16 protein-coding genes are annotated in these 14344 nt (G+C 64.9%); 4 read left to right on the forward strand and 12 right to left on the reverse strand.

Annotated features, from left to right (window positions below; translation table 11 throughout):
- Window positions 1-130: 130 nt before the first annotated feature.
- Window positions 131-1015 (reverse strand): 3-methyl-2-oxobutanoate hydroxymethyltransferase, encoded by an 885-nt coding sequence (gene panB / locus H9L13_RS12170; protein ID WP_187537931.1) that lies wholly within the window; start codon window positions 1013-1015, stop codon window positions 131-133.
- A 151-nt stretch (window positions 1016-1166) separates the two neighbouring features.
- On the opposite strand from panB, the gene H9L13_RS12175 reads away from it, so the two are divergent.
- Window positions 1167-1361 (forward strand): hypothetical protein, encoded by a 195-nt coding sequence (locus H9L13_RS12175; protein ID WP_187537932.1) that lies wholly within the window; start codon window positions 1167-1169, stop codon window positions 1359-1361.
- On the opposite strand, the gene H9L13_RS12180 is transcribed toward H9L13_RS12175, so the two are convergent.
- The 8 genes from H9L13_RS12180 to H9L13_RS12215 all read right to left on the reverse strand — a co-directional run bounded on the left by H9L13_RS12180 (window position 1358) and on the right by H9L13_RS12215 (window position 10014).
- Window positions 1358-1792 (reverse strand): hypothetical protein, encoded by a 435-nt coding sequence (locus tag H9L13_RS12180; RefSeq protein ID WP_187537933.1) that lies wholly within the window; start codon window positions 1790-1792, stop codon window positions 1358-1360. The genes H9L13_RS12175 and H9L13_RS12180 overlap by 4 nt on opposite strands.
- Window positions 1789-2256 carry an RrF2 family transcriptional regulator gene (locus tag H9L13_RS12185; protein ID WP_187537934.1) on the reverse strand — a complete coding sequence of 156 codons (468 nt, stop codon included), beginning with the start codon at window positions 2254-2256 and terminating at the stop codon, window positions 1789-1791. Before H9L13_RS12185 ends, H9L13_RS12180 begins: the two co-directional genes overlap by 4 nt.
- A 42-nt stretch (window positions 2257-2298) precedes the next feature.
- A complete protein-coding gene (locus H9L13_RS12190) occupies window positions 2299-2874 on the reverse strand; it encodes a L,D-transpeptidase family protein (protein ID WP_187537935.1) in 576 nt (191 codons plus the stop codon).
- Between the two features lie 61 nt (window positions 2875-2935).
- On the reverse strand, window positions 2936-5860 hold the full coding sequence (locus H9L13_RS12195) for a PAS domain-containing protein (protein WP_235090995.1): 2925 nt from the start codon (window positions 5858-5860) through the stop codon (window positions 2936-2938).
- A 128-nt stretch (window positions 5861-5988) separates the two neighbouring features.
- Window positions 5989-7560, reverse strand: coding sequence for a glutamine-hydrolyzing GMP synthase (gene guaA / locus H9L13_RS12200; protein WP_187537936.1), 1572 nt, complete (start codon window positions 7558-7560; stop codon window positions 5989-5991).
- Window positions 7561-7647: 87 nt separating this feature from the next.
- The gene (locus H9L13_RS12205; RefSeq protein WP_187537937.1) at window positions 7648-8238 is read right to left on the reverse strand and encodes a hypothetical protein; all 591 of its coding nucleotides are present in this window, start codon (window positions 8236-8238) and stop codon (window positions 7648-7650) included.
- A 131-nt stretch (window positions 8239-8369) separates the two neighbouring features.
- Window positions 8370-8789: a 50S ribosomal protein L17 gene (gene rplQ / locus H9L13_RS12210; RefSeq protein ID WP_187537938.1), complete on the reverse strand. Its 420-nt coding sequence runs from the start codon at window positions 8787-8789 to the stop codon at window positions 8370-8372.
- A gap of 112 nt (window positions 8790-8901) precedes the next feature.
- Window positions 8902-10014 carry a fatty acid desaturase family protein gene (locus H9L13_RS12215; protein WP_235090997.1) on the reverse strand — a complete coding sequence of 371 codons (1113 nt, stop codon included), beginning with the start codon at window positions 10012-10014 and terminating at the stop codon, window positions 8902-8904.
- A gap of 130 nt (window positions 10015-10144) precedes the next feature.
- On the opposite strand from H9L13_RS12215, the gene H9L13_RS12220 reads away from it, so the two are divergent.
- A complete protein-coding gene (locus tag H9L13_RS12220; protein WP_187537939.1) occupies window positions 10145-11290 on the forward strand; it encodes an N-acetyltransferase in 1146 nt (381 codons plus the stop codon).
- 60 nt (window positions 11291-11350) lie between these two features.
- On the opposite strand, the gene xth is transcribed toward H9L13_RS12220, so the two are convergent.
- The gene (xth, locus tag H9L13_RS12225) at window positions 11351-12127 is read right to left on the reverse strand and encodes an exodeoxyribonuclease III (RefSeq protein ID WP_187537940.1); all 777 of its coding nucleotides are present in this window, start codon (window positions 12125-12127) and stop codon (window positions 11351-11353) included.
- 23 nt (window positions 12128-12150) lie between these two features.
- Complete coding sequence (locus H9L13_RS12230) at window positions 12151-12891, reverse strand: helix-turn-helix domain-containing protein (protein WP_187537941.1); 741 nt, start codon at window positions 12889-12891, stop codon at window positions 12151-12153.
- Between the two features lie 282 nt (window positions 12892-13173).
- Here H9L13_RS12230 and H9L13_RS12235 point away from each other — a divergent pair, with 282 nt between their 5' ends.
- Together H9L13_RS12235 and H9L13_RS12240 are read left to right on the forward strand one after the other, a co-directional pair.
- Window positions 13174-13362: a hypothetical protein gene (locus H9L13_RS12235; RefSeq protein WP_187537942.1), complete on the forward strand. Its 189-nt coding sequence runs from the start codon at window positions 13174-13176 to the stop codon at window positions 13360-13362.
- A gap of 14 nt (window positions 13363-13376) precedes the next feature.
- Complete coding sequence (locus tag H9L13_RS12240; RefSeq protein WP_223176455.1) at window positions 13377-13997, forward strand: hypothetical protein; 621 nt, start codon at window positions 13377-13379, stop codon at window positions 13995-13997.
- On the opposite strand, the gene erpA is transcribed toward H9L13_RS12240, so the two are convergent.
- On the reverse strand, window positions 13994-14326 hold the full coding sequence (gene erpA, locus H9L13_RS12245; RefSeq protein WP_187540416.1) for an iron-sulfur cluster insertion protein ErpA: 333 nt from the start codon (window positions 14324-14326) through the stop codon (window positions 13994-13996). The two genes, H9L13_RS12240 and erpA, sit on opposite strands and share 4 nt — an antisense overlap.
- Between the last annotated feature and the right edge of the window lie 18 nt (window positions 14327-14344).

The raw sequence follows: 14344 nt of genomic DNA on the forward strand, positions 1-14344 counted from the left end.
TTGCGCCAAAGACGTGCCTCAGTCCGCTCGCTCGGGGTCTTCATGCCGGATCGCTTCCTTCCCCACCCTTGATGAATGGAAGCTGGCGGCGACCGTCTAGCGGCTGGCGTGGCAAAGGCAAAGGGGCCGATCAGGCGCTTTTCGGCCGATACGTCTGGTCGGCCGTGGGGAAGGCGCGGTCGCGCACTTCCTGTGCATAGGCCGCCGCCGCGTCGCCGATCCGCGCGGCGAGGTCGTCGTAACGCTTGACGAAACGCGGCGTGCGCTCGAACAGCCCGAGCATATCGTCGGTGACGAGGATTTGGCCGTCGCAGGCGTTTGAAGCGCCGATGCCGATGATCGGAACGGCAATCGTATTGGCAAGCTCGGTCGCGAGCTCCTCCATCACCCCTTCGACGACGATGCAGAAGGCACCGGCCTCCGCGACCTTTTGCGCATCGCGGCGGATTTTCTTCGCTTCGGACGACTCCTTGCCGCGCGCGCCATAGCCGCCAAGGATATTCACTGCCTGCGGGGTCAGGCCCACGTGGCCGATCACCGGGATGCCGCGATGCGTCAGATATTCGATCGTCGGCGCCATTGCCTCGCCGCCTTCGAGCTTGACCGCGGCGCAGCCGGTTTCCTTCATCACCCGCGCGCAACTTTCGAACGCCTGCTGCGGCGAGCCCTCATAGGAGCCGAACGGCATGTCGACCGCGACCAAGGCATGCCAGCTGCCGCGCACCACCGCCGCTCCGTGCGCGATCATCATGTCGAGCGTCACTGGGATCGTCGAGGGAAGGCCGTAGATCACCTGCCCCAGGCTGTCGCCGACGAGCAGGAAATCGCAATGCGCGTCCAACAACTGCGCCATGCGCATCGTATAGGCCGTGAGCGCGACGATCGGCTGATCGGTGCGCCAGCCCTTGTCCGCTTCGACCTTGCGCGCGCGAATGGCGGGCGCGGTCATGCGCTTGCCAGGGACCGGCGAGGGCGTCGCACGGCTGGTCGACGTGTCGAGGGTGAAGGTCGACATAAGGCGCGGCTCTAGCGCCTCCGCCACCGGAAGGAAATCGGACGTACAGTGCGAGCGCGGTCGTTAATCCGGAACATTAACGGCCTTCCGTCGTCGAACCGGGCAAGTGCGCGGACGCCAGCGTCCACGTGGATGTGATCTGGAGTTGACCATGTTTGACCGTTCGATGCTGCGCGATGCGGCATTCGCCATCCTGTTGGGTGTGCCGACACTGGCCCTGGCCCGTCCCCAATCCGAACCTGCTCCCCTGAATGCGCCGGCGGCGCAGCCACTGGTCGAGCAAGCGGCGATCGCCGATCAGAGCCAGGCCGAGCGCCGCTTCACCGTTTCCGACACGCAGGCCTAGCGCAACCAGCCGCGCTGGCGTGAGTGCCGCGCGAACCAGTAAATCGTCCATGTCACGGCCGTGACCACAATGGCGACGATCAGGTCGTTGGCCGACATGTTCTCGCGAAGTTCGGTCACGACGATCAGCCCCGCAAGCCATACCAGCACCGCGACAAGCGCGACCAGCAGGACCCATTCGGCCAGCTTGCGCTTCATCACCAGAAGAACCGTTCCGGCAAGGCCGACCCACACTGCGACGGCGTTGGCGCCTGTTACCCAGGTCGGCTCGGCTAGGTAGGCGGCGCGCTGGTCCAGCGTCAGGCTAGCGGGATCGGCGAGGACATGCGTCAGATAGGCCACGCATCCCAAGCCCATGAATAGAAGTGACGCGATCGCCGCGGGCGTGAACCAGCCCGCAATTGGCCGCGGCGAATATGAATCCTCGGTCATGATTCCCCCTGTTTTTGGCGCGCGTCGGTGGCGCCATTGCCAAAACGCTCTTCCCAATCGGCGCCCTGCGCAAGCGAAATGGAATCGAGCAATTCGGTCGTTTGATCGCGCAAGATCGCGAAGGCGCGGCGAATGGCGCAGGTTGCCTCGTCGCGGCAGTCGCCGCAGGGCGCGTAGTGATTGACGCTGGCGCAGGACACGAGCGCGATCGGCCCTTCCATGCTGCGAACGATCTCACCGAAGGAAATCTGCTCCGGCGGGCGAGCGAGCCGATAGCCGCCCTTGGGCCCGCGCGCGCTCTTGACCAGTCCGGCGCGCTTGAGGTCGAGCATTATGAGTTCAAGATATTTGGGCGGGACCTGCTGCGTTTCCGCGATCCGGCTTAATTGAACGGGCAAGCCGTCCTGCGCCTCGGCCAGGAACAACAGCGAACGCAACGCATAACGGGTTTTCTGGGCAATCATGCTTGTGGCCGACGGTAGCGCCGCCCCGCGCCCGAGGCAAAGTCAGCCTTCGATGACGACCTTCGACCCGACGCGGGTCAGGGCATAGAGCTTCTCGGCAAACTTCATCGGCAGCCGGACGCACCCGTGGCTTGCGGGGTAGCCGGGGTTGGCACCGCCGTGGAGCGCGATGCCATATTCGTCGAGCCGCTGCATGAAGGGCATGGGCGCATTGTCATATTTGCGGCTGCGGTGGAATTTCTTCTTTTCCAGCACCGACCAGAAGCCGAGCGGCGTCACCTTGCCGGTCTTGGCGCTCGAAATGCTCGATGCTCCCACCAATTGCGGCCCGCGGTACGCGTATGCCGTCTGGGTAAGCAGGTCGATCACGATCCGCGTCTCCCCGGCCTGCGGCACCGAAGCGGCCCACACGAACTCGCCCGGCGCAAGCCCGCCGCGGCTGAAGGTCGCGAGCATGTCCTTGTGCGCCTTGGGGGCATTGCCCTGGGTCCAGCGATAGGGTGGCGGCTGCGGCGCCGGTGCGGTCGCGGCAACGCTGCGCGGCGCGCTGAACGGCGTAATCGCCGAACAACCTGAGAGGAGTGCCGCGGCCAGGATCAGGGGAATTGAGAACTTCATGCCTGCGAGACAGCCGAAGCGCGCCGGGCCGTCAATGCCCCGGTAAACGGCGATTTAGCGGTTAACTCTTGTGCGCATGCGCCGACGAACCGTCCGCGGCGCCCAGGCCAAGCGTCGCCAGCTTCGCCGCCAAATCGTCGTTCCGAAACGGCTTGGTCAGCCGCGGCAGGTCGGCGGCAATGCCTTCGATATCGGTATATCCCGACACGACAAGCACGGGCATGTCGGGCTTCTCGTCCCGCAGCCGCCGCGCCAGCTCGGTCCCGGTCATCCCGGGCATGAGGTGATCGGTAACAAGGAGGTCGGGTTCGAGGCCCTGCTCGACGAGGAGCATCGCCTGTTCCGCCGACTCAGCCTCGATCACGCCATAGCCGAGCCCGGCAAGCATATCCGCGGTGCTTGCGCGCACGAGTTCCTCATCATCGACAAGGAGGACCTGGCCTTGCGAATCGCGCGGCCCCGTGGGCTCCGTCGGAATCGTCACTGGAGCGGCAACGTCGTCGGTTCGCGGAAGCCACAGCGCGACATTGGTCCCAAGCCCAGGCCGGCTGTCAATCGTCAGCGCACCGCCCAGCTGCGAGGCAAGGCCGTGGACCATCGACAGGCCGAGGCCCGTGCCCTTGCCGACGCCCTTGGTCGAGAAGAACGGCTCGACCGAACGCGCGACCGTAACCTCGTCCATGCCGATCCCCGTGTCGGCGACGGACAGACGGACATATTCGCCGGTTGGGAGGCCCGACCGGTGCCCGGTGCGGATGCGCTCCAAATCGGCACTGATCCGCAGCGTTCCGCCGTCGGGCATGGCGTCGCGGGCGTTCACGCCAAGGTTGAGCAACGCCATTTCGAGCTGGTTCGCATCGGCCTTCGCCAGCGGCAGATCTTTTTCGGCCTCGACGACCACCCGAATCTGCGGGCCAGTCGTGCTCGCCAGAAGCTCGGCCATGCCCGTCACCAGCTCGACCACGTTGACGGCGGTCGATTGCAGCGGCTGGCGCCGGGCGAAGGCGAGCAGGCGTTGCACCAGCGTCTTTGCCCGATCGGACGACTGGAGCGCGCCTTCGATCAGCCTCTGCTCGCGTTCGCCGCCCACGCCCTTGCGCTGCAGCATGTCGAGCGCCCCGACGATCGGCGTCAGCAGATTGTTGAAATCGTGCGCGACGCCCCCGGTCAGCTGGCCCATCGCCTCCATCTTCTGGCTTTGGCGGAGCTGCTCCTGGGCGTCGGCGAGCTCGGTTTCGCGCGCCTTGCTGGCGCTGAGATCGCGTCCCACCGCAATGAAATTGACCCCATCGGGCTCGGGGGCGACGGTCCATTCGATGTGCTTCCAACCGCCGTTCCGGGTCGCGATACGATTCTCGAACCGAGCGGGCTCACGCGTGTCGGCCATCTTGCCGATCGCCGCCAGGGTCGGCGGCATGTCGTCGGGATGCATGAACGTGGCATAAGCCCGGGTGAGAAGTTCGGTTTCGCTCCAGCCGAGAACCTTGGTCCAGGCAGGGCTGACCGCCGACATCATGCCCCCATAATCGGCCCGTGCCAGCATATCTTGGGACAAGTTCCAGAGCCGGTCGCGCTCGGCCGAACGCAGATCGATTTGCTCTTCCAAGGTCTCATTTAGGTCGCGCAGTCGTTTTTCGGCGGAATGACGAGCAGTGATGTCATTGAACAAGACGGCGACACGGCGCTGCTCCGGAGCCCCGACGCGGAAAGCAATGATATCAAACCATCGGCCGAGAGGCGCTGCTTCGCCCTCGACGCGCAGCGGTTCCCCGGTCATCGCCACATGCCCGTAACGTTCGAACCACTCCTCTTCCAGATCGGGCGCAAATTCGCGCATGCGACGCCCGACCGCGCCGTCGAGGCCTGACTGACGCTCAAAGGCCGGATTTGCCTCCACGAACCAGTAATCGGTCGCGCGCCCGTGTTCGTCGAGAATCAATTCGATGATGCAAAAGCCAGCATCGATCGCTTCGAACAAGGTGCGGTAACGAACTTCGCTTTCCCGCAGCGCCTCGTCGGCACGACGGCGGGCGACCGCGGCGCGCGTGCGATTGGCGAACTCCGCGGCGACGGCGATTTCGTCTTCGTTCCAGATCCTGGGGTTGGGCGCGTGAACGAAGACCTGGGCCACCGTCTCACCATCTTCCACAACCGGAGAATCGATGAACGCCCCGATCCCAAGCTTCCGGAATTGGGCGGCGCGCGCACTAGTGCGGGGATCGTCCGCGATATTGGCAACCGAGACGACTTCTCCGCGGCGCAATTCGTCAATGTAGGTGCCATAGTCCGCAAAAGCGTGCACACCGGTCACGTCCGGCAAGCCCGGCGTGCTCCAGGTCCTGCCAACGCGGATCGTCCCCGCTGCCGAGTCAATGTCGCCATACCCTACGCGACAAGCATTCAACGCCTTGCCGAGAAGTTCAGCCGAAGCTTGCGCAATCTCCTCGGGATCAGCGATATCGCGCAGTCGATCATCAAGCATCGACAGGGCTGACCACCGACGCTCGGCGAGAACGCGCTCGGTGGTCTCGGCGCCGGCGCAAAACATTCCCGCGATTGCACCGCTTTCGTCGCGAAGCGGCGAATAGGAAAAGGTGTACCAAGTATCTTCAGGGTACCCGTTGCGCTCCATCACCAGATGAAGGTTCTCGGACCAGGTCGCTTCGCCCGCCAAGGCCTGATCGACTAGCGGCGAGATGTCATCCCAGATTTCCGACCACACTTCCTTGAATGGCCGGCCGAGCGCCCACGGGTGCTTGTTGCCGAAGACCGGCCGGTATCCATCGTTGTACAGGAAGGCGAGTTCGGGTCCCCAGGCGACGAACATCAAATGCTTGTTGGCAAGCATCAGCTGCACCGCCGAGCGAAGCGATTGCGGCCATGTCGACGGCTCGCCGACCGGGGACGTTGACCAATCGTGGGTGCGAAAGAGCTCGGCCATCTCGCCCTTCGCACCAAATGCCGGGTCGAGGTTTACCAATCCCACCTAGGTGACACCCTTCCCGCCCGCATCAGGATCGAGTGTCCTGTTCTGCAACGGAGAGTCAAGCAGGCCATTCGGCCCTGCCCTAGGAGCCTGTGCGATCGGAAAGTTTGCCGTCAACGAGTAGCCGATCACTCCCATTCGATCGTGCCCGGTGGCTTGGACGTATAGTCGTAGACGACGCGGTTGATGCCCTGCACTTCGTTGACGATGCGCGTCGCGACGCGGCTGAGAAAGGCGGCGTCGAACGGATAGATGTCCGCGGTCATGCCGTCGACGCTGGTCACCGCGCGAAGGGCGCAGACGTAATCGTAGGTGCGATAGTCCCCCATCACCCCGACGCTGCGCACGGGCAGAAGAACCGCGAACGCCTGCCAGATCGCGTCGTACAAACCGGCGCTGCGGATTTCCTCGAGATAGACTGCGTCCGCCTTGCGCAAGATGTCGCATTTGTCCTTCGTCACCTCGCCCGGGATGCGGATTGCCAGGCCCGGGCCGGGGAACGGGTGGCGGCCGACGAAGACGTCGGGAAGCCCAAGCTCGCGGCCGAGCACGCGGACTTCATCCTTGAACAGCTCACGCAATGGCTCGACCAATTGCATGTTCATGCGCTCGGGCAGGCCGCCGACATTGTGGTGGCTCTTGATCGTCACCGACGGCCCGCCGGTGAAGCTGACGCTTTCGATCACGTCGGGATAAAGCGTGCCCTGCGCAAGGAAGTCGGCGCCGCCGATCCGCCGCGCTTCCTCATCAAACACGTCGATGAAGGTCTTGCCGATGAACTTGCGCTTGGCCTCGGGGTCGGTGACGCCAGCGAGGCCGGTGAGGAAATCCTGCTCGGCGTCCACGACCACGAGCGGGATGTTGTAATGGTCACGGAACAGACCTTCGACATGCGCGCGCTCATTGAGGCGCAGCAGCCCGTGATCGACGAACACGCAGGTCAACTGGTCGCCGATCGCTTCGTGGATCAGCACCGCGGCAACCGCGCTGTCGACCCCGCCCGATAGCCCGCAAATGACCTTGCCGTCGCCGACCTGGGCACGAATGTCGGCGATCTTCTGGTCGCGGTAGGCGGCCATCGTCCAGTCGCCCGAGCAACCGCAGACATGGCGTACGAAATTCGCCAGCAGCTTGCCGCCATCGGGCGTGTGCACGACCTCGGGGTGGAATTGCGTGCCGTAATAGCGGCGCTCTTCATTGGCGATGACCGCGAAGGGCGCGCCGTCGCTGACCGCGACGATTCTAAAGCCAGGCGCGAATTCGGTGACCTTGTCGCCGTGGCTCATCCACACCTGATGGCGCTCGCCGATTTGCCACAGGCCATCGAACAAGGCGCATTCTTCAGTGATGGTGATGAAGGCGCGGCCGAACTCGCCGTCCCATTCGCCGTCCTTGCCCGGCTCGACGCGCCCGCCGAGCTGGTGGCTCATGACCTGCTGGCCGTAACAGATGCCAAGGATCGGCAGGCCGCTATCGAACAGCGCCTCAGGCGCCCGCGGCGAGCCTTCTTCCGGCACGCCGGCCGGCGAGCCTGACAGAATGATGCCCTTGGGCTTGAGGCGCCGAAAGGCCTCTTCTGCCATCGAGAACGGCGCGATTTCGGAGTAAACGCCGGCTTCGCGCACGCGCCGCGCGATGAGCTGCGTCACCTGGCTGCCGAAGTCGACGATGAGAATGGATTCGGTGTGCTGGACCGTCATGGCGGGCGGATAGAGAGGCCCGCGCACAAAAACAATGCGCCGGAGCCTTTCGACCCCGGCGCACCGTTCGCTGGCAGCTATCCGCGCTTAGTAGCGACGGTAACCGTACTGCGAGTAGTCGTACGGCGTGTACTGCTGGTTGTAGCCATAATTCACCGACGTGCGATCAAGGTCGACGTCGCTGACGTAGCCGCGATAATCGACGCGGCAACGGAACGTCAGGTCCGGCACAGTCTGGCCGTTATAGCCGTAGCCGGCCTGCACACCCGTCGAAGCAACGCCGCGGACAGTGAGCCCACCGTTCGAGCGCGGTTCGACCCGGCTGATGCCCAGCACGCGCGCACCGCCGGTGGCGCCGTAGCCGTAACCGTAACCGTAACCGTAGCCACTGTAGTTGCGGGCAAGACGCGCCTGCACGGCATTGACGCACTGGCTGACGGCGACCTGGCTGTTGGCGCGGTAGCCATAGCCCTGGTTGTAGCCGTAACCCTGGTTGTACGCCCCGCCGCCGAGGACCTGGTTCAGAACCTGGCCGATGACGTTGGCGCCATTGTTGTAACCGTAGCCATAGGGCTGCGGATAATATTGAGCCGCAGCGGGTGCTGCGCTGAACAGCGCAGCGGCAACCACGCCGCCCGCCAACACTTTCGTGATTGCCTTCATCGATACTCTCCTCATCACCAGCGGCTCGCGCACGAACGCACGGCCGCCCAGTGAGGGTGCAATATCGTTACGGCGCTGCAGCGTTGCTGAACTGCGCGTTTGCTGCCGTTCAGCAAACGCGCTCGTCTCAGAGAGGCGAAGCGGCCTTACGCGGCTTCGAATTCTTCCTCGTTCATGACCGGGCCCGAATCCTGCCCCTTGGCCGACACGTCGCGGTCGACGAACTCGATGATTGCCATCGGTGCCGCGTCCGACTGGCGGATGCCGGCCTTGATCACGCGGGTGTAGCCACCGTCGCGCTTGGCATAGCGCTTGGCGAGGACGTCGAACAACTTCACCAGCTGCGCATCGTCCATCAGCCGCGACTGGGCGAGGCGGCGATTCGACAGCCCGCCGCGCTTGGCCAGGGTGACCAGCTTCTCGACGTAGGGGCGAAGTTCCTTCGCCTTGGCCGTGGTGGTGGTGATCTGCTCATGCTTGATCAGCGCGGCCGCCATGTTGCGGAACAGGGCCGCACGGTGGCTCGAGGTGCGCTGAAGCTTACGTCCGCCTACGCGATGGCGCATGGGTCATTCCTTTTCGTTCGTCAGGGGACCGTATGAGGCATCCCCGGCCACGCAATTCTTTGGGGCGATTGCGCAAAGCCCTAAATGACGACGGCGAGCCATCAGCCCGCCCTCAAGCGGATCTACGGCGATTCGTCAAGGTGCTGGCGGCGAGCCGCGCCATCAGCGGCGACAGCCCGCGGTGGCTCGACCGGTGATAGATCGACCCGGAATCGAGGGCGGCACACAGCCGGCGGTGGGCTTCGCCAAGCGCGTGATAAGGCACGCCGGGCAGCAGATGGTGGAGTGCGTGGAAGCGCAGCCCCACAGGCGCCCAGATCGCGGGCAGCGTAGCCGGCGGCGGGACGTTGACGCTGTCGAGATATTGCGCGGTGACGCTCATCGCCGCGCCGTCATTCTCCCACAGATGTGCGACCAGCGTGCGCACCTGGTTGAGGACCATTGCACCCGAGGCAACGATCACGCCGATGAACAGCGCTGGCACCGGGATGACGCCGGTGACGGCCAGCGCAATGAGCGAGATGGCCCAGATGCTGCAGGCGATTTCCTGGACGATCCAGTCGCGGCGGAAATCGCCCTCCGGCGCGGGACGGCGGAACAAGGGGTTGAGCTGCAGGCCCGAATAACGTTCGACCACGAACTTGCGCAGGCGGCGCGAGAAGATCGACAGCGGACCGAGTACGCCAAAGCGGAGCAACAGAAGCGCCGGCGAAATCAGCGCCACGATCAGCACCGCGGGCAGCGTCCACGGCTTCATCAACGCGAGCGGCAGATATTCGGGGTCGTCGATCGTCCCGTAGTAGCACTTGGCGTGATGCTGGTTGTGGACGCCTTCGTAGATGAAGGACGGCACCAGCAGCGGCACCCCGACCAGCGCGTTCCAGGCGAGGCGGAACCCACGCACCGACCCACGCTTGAGATGCGTGAGCTCATGGATGAAGCTACCCGCGCGGTAGAGGGCAAGGATCGCCACGACCGCCGCCACGGCGACGACCCACGTCGGGCGGGCGGTGACCGCGATCGCCAGCGCGCCATAGCCGAGCGCCGCCGACGCAAGGAGATCGGTCCAGTAGATCCACGCTTTGGGCGCATTGAGATCGCGCGTCAGGCTCGCCGCTTCGCGCAGCATCGCAGCATCGTCGCTGATCGGCATGACGCGCGCGGCGTCGCGCGGCCGATCGGCGGCGTCGAAATGTTCGCGTCGAAGAAGAGCGCTGCTGTTCACTGGAATCCTTGCCGAAACATACAGGATGGCGGGAGATAATGGCGCCATTGGGGCGAGTGAAGGGCCGACACGGGCGAAACCGCCCTTCCGCCGGGTGGCGCGACCCGCCCTGGGCCGCTAGCCATCGCGCATGAGCATGGCCCCGGTCAACCTTCGCGCGGTCGAAAGCAAGGCCGACCTGCGCGCCTTCATCGACTTTGCCTGGCGCGTCTATCGCGATGACCCAGCGTGGGTGCCGCCGCTGAAGGACGAGGTGCGGGCGCTTCTGACCCCAGGCAAGAATCCGTGGTTCGAACATGGCCGCGCCAAGCTCTGGCTGGCGACACGCGACGGCGAAATCGTCGGGCGTATCTCGGCGCAGGTCGACAATCTGGTCCAGCAGCATATGGCGCCCGGCACGGGCCAGTGGGGCATGTTCGAAGCGCTCGACTCGGGGGCTGCGGCGGCGCTGATCGAGGCCGCCGAGGAGTGGCTGCGTGACCAGGGCATGACGCGCGCGCTGGGGCCGATCAGCATCTCGATCTGGGACGAGCCCGGGCTCGAGATCGAAGGCTTCGAAGAACCGCCGACGGTCATGATGGGGCATCATCTTCCACACTATGCCGGCTGGATCACCGACGCGGGCTACGCCAAGGCCCGCGACCTGCTGACTTATGAGGTCAACATCGCCGACTGGCACAGCGAGCCGATCGCGCGGCTGATCGCGATGGGCCAAAAGAACCCGCGCATCCGCATCCGCACCGTCGACAAGGCGCGGTTCGATGCCGAAGCGCGCATCATCCTCAATCTTCTCAACGACGCCTGGTCGGACAATTGGGGGTTCGTGCCGCTGACCGAAAGCGAGATCGCTTATGCCGGCAAGAAGCTGAAGCCGATCATCTACGAAGAGCTGGTGCGGATCGCCGAATATGATGGCGAGCCGGTCGCGTTCATGATTACTTTGCCCGACATCAACGAGTTCATTCGCGACCTCGACGGCAAGCTGTTCCCGTTCGGCTGGGCCAAGCTTCTGTGGCGCCTGCGCAACCCGCGGACGAAGCGCGCTCGCGTGCCGCTGATGGGGGTCGCCAAGAAGCTCCACGGCACGCGCCTGGCGAGCCAATTGGCGTTCATGCTGATCGAATTCATCCGCCGCGACGCGGTGGGCAAGTTCGGTATCCGGACGGGCGAATTCGGCTGGATCCTTGAGGACAATAAGGGAATGCTGTCGATCGCCGAACTGCCCGGCGCGCGGGTGAACCATCGCTATCGCATTTATGAAAAGGTGCTGACCTAGCTCCTCCCCATCGCAGTCGAGCGTTCCCCCTCCCCACGATCTTCGCTCGCAGGGAGAAGCCTAATCGGCCAGTTCCACCCAGGTCGGCGCGTGGTCGCTGGCCTTCTCTTCCCCCCGCGCCCAGCGGTCGACCTCCGAGCCGCGCAGGCGGTCGGCGGCTTCGGGCGAGCACAGCAGATGGTCGATGCGAAAGCCCGCGTCACGTTGCCAGCAGCCGGCCGTATAATCCCAGAAGGTGTAGAGCCGCGGATCGTCGGGATGGAAGGCGCGCAGCGCGTCGGTCCAGCCCTGCGCCAGGATTCGCCGCCACATCTCACGCGTCTGCGGTTGCAGCAGGGCGTCGTGCTGCGTCGCCTTGGCGCTGAACACGTCGCGATCTTCGGGCACGACGTTCCAGTCGCCTGCAAGCACCACTGGCCGTTCCAATTCCAGCAACTCGGCAGCATGTTCGCGCAGCCGGTCCATCCAGCGCAGTTTATAATCGAACTTCTCGGTCCCGACCGGATTGCCGTTGGGCAGGTAGATCGACGCGACGATGAAATCGCCGACTTCCGCTTCGATATAGCGGCTGTGGCTGTCGTCCGGGTCGCCTGGCAGGCCGACGCGCCGCAGCTTGGGACCGTCACCGCGAGAAAGGATGGCGACGCCGTTGAACCCCTTCTGCCCGTGCCACACGGCGCCGTAACCCGCCGCCTCGATGTCGGCGATCGGCAGCGATTCATCGGCGCATTTCAGTTCCTGCAGGCAGGCGACGTCGGGTTTCTCACGGTCGAGCCATTCGACCAGCCGTGGAAGGCGCGCGCGGATGCCGTTGATGTTGAACGAGGCGATCTTCATCGCCGCCGCTTAGCGGCTGCGGCCTAGCGGGGAAACAGCGCGAAGCCGCGCTCGGTCACGCGGTCGACGCACTCGCGATATTCGTCGAAGCAGGCTTCGCCCTTGCGCACAACGCCGACCACCATGTCCGATCGTGCCTCGGTCGACATCATGACGATCGGCAGTGCCGAGGGAATCAGCTGCGCCCCCTGCCCCGCCGCCAGCGTGAGCAATATTCCGGTCATCCCGCCGCCGCTCGGACGATTGAGCAAAGCAACACGATATTGCCCCTCGCTGATCGTCACTAGGTAGATCGCGCCCGACAGGTTGGGGAAGGAGACGAAGCCCCGTTGCTCATATTCGGCATCGGTGCGCGACGCCTCGCTGAACACGAGATGCCCGTTGGCATCGTCCCAGCTAATCGAAGTCAGATAGGCGAATATTGCGCCGGGCTCGCTGAACGACGGACGCAGGGTCAGGTATGAGCCTTCCAGCCACTGCACCGCCGGGCGTGCATAGGCACCCATCGATTCGGGTGCGAACAGCCCCGGCGGCTGGGCAAGGTCTGCCTTGGGCCCGCGTAAGCTGGTTCCGAGCACATCTTCGATCCGCACCACCGTCGCCAGCGTGAACGGCCGGCGACCGGCCAGCGCCTTTTCGAGCGTCGACAGGCTGACCCGTGCCTCATCCGCCAGCCACTGCCGCGACAGGCGCCGGCGCGCGAGCTCCTCGCGCACCCGCAAGGCGACCGATTCACTGCCCTCGACCGATAATTCGCTGTGCATGGACTCGCCCCGATCGGCGCACATATCCGCACAAATCCGCACATTCCGTCAACCGGCCAGCCCCAAAGGCGGCGCGCAAGGACGGCATTTGAAAAACTTGCCCGTGGCGGGACCGAAACGACCGGCGCATTAGGCCCGCATCTCATGTGGGGCATGAGGTCACGGACAAAGGGGAACGACGATGCGTGTTTACCGCGCAACGACCGGATTCAGCGGACTGGCCGCCGTTACGGCCATCCTGCTGACCGTCCAGCTGATCACGGGCGTTGGGGCCTTCCCGCTATGAGCCCGCTGTGGTCCGACATGGCGATTGCGCAGGCCGCGCGGGCGGCAGCGGTCGAACGCGGAGTCGTCCCCGCGGCGACTGCCGACACGTCGAAGCGTCCCGCCAATGACAATCGCACGGGCCAGCCTGGCCGGCCCGCGCCCCGGCGGCCAATCCGCCGCTACGCACCGAGCTACGCGCTCTAAACCTAGAGGAAAAAATGACACCACGATTCGTGAGCTTCGCGCTCGCGGCCGCGCTTGCGCAGGCGGTTTCCGCTTCCGTGACCACCGATCCGCAGCTCGACGCCGTCCGCACCGCCACCGCGCGCTTCAAGGACGTCAAGGTCGCCCTCGCCGAGGGCTATGTGCCGGCGCCCGGGAACATGTGCGAGACCAGCGCGATGATGGGCCGCAGCGGCCCGCCCGAGGCGATGGGCATCCACTACTTCCGGCCCGACCTGCTGGGGATCTCGGGGCCGCCTAGTCCGCGCGTCAGCGGGACCGGCACGCACACCGATTTCCTGAAACCGTCGATCCTGATCTACGAGCCGCAGGCGGACGGGTCACTGCAACTGGTCGCGGTCGAAAACCTGGTCTTCGAAAAAGCCTGGAAGGCGGCCGGCCACAAGGCGCCGCCGACGTTCCACGGCGTGCCGTACGACCATATGGCGGACGACCCGTCCACCAAGGCCGACGAAGCGCACATGTTCGAGCCGCATTACGACCGGCATGTCTGGGTGCATCGCGACAACCCCAAGGGGGTCTTTGCGCAATTCAATCCGAAGGTCAGCTGCGCCGCACAGGCCTCAACCCCGCACGCAGGGCACTCGGGCCACTAGACGCTGAAGCTCGATCCGCAGCCGCAGCCCGATTGCGCGTTGGGGTTGGTCACCTTGAAGGCGGCCCCGCCGAGATCCTCGACGAAGTCCACGGCCGACCCCTGGACGAGCTCGAGGCTGGTGGGGTCGACCACGAGCCGCACACCGTCGGTCTCGGCCACGGTGTCGTCGCCCTCGGCCTGCTCGGCGAGCTCGAACTTATAGGTGAAGCCGGCACATCCGCCGCCGTCGACCGCAAGTCGCAGGATCGCGGGCTTGCGCTGTCGTTCGGCAATCCACGCGACGCGCTTTGCAGCGCCTGGTGTCAGGCTGATGATGGGCTCGCTCACACGAGCGAGATAGGTGTG

Origin of the sequence: Sphingomonas lutea, from assembly GCF_014396785.1 — a bacterium.
Taxonomy (GTDB): Bacteria; Pseudomonadota; Alphaproteobacteria; order Sphingomonadales; family Sphingomonadaceae; genus Sphingomicrobium; species Sphingomicrobium luteum.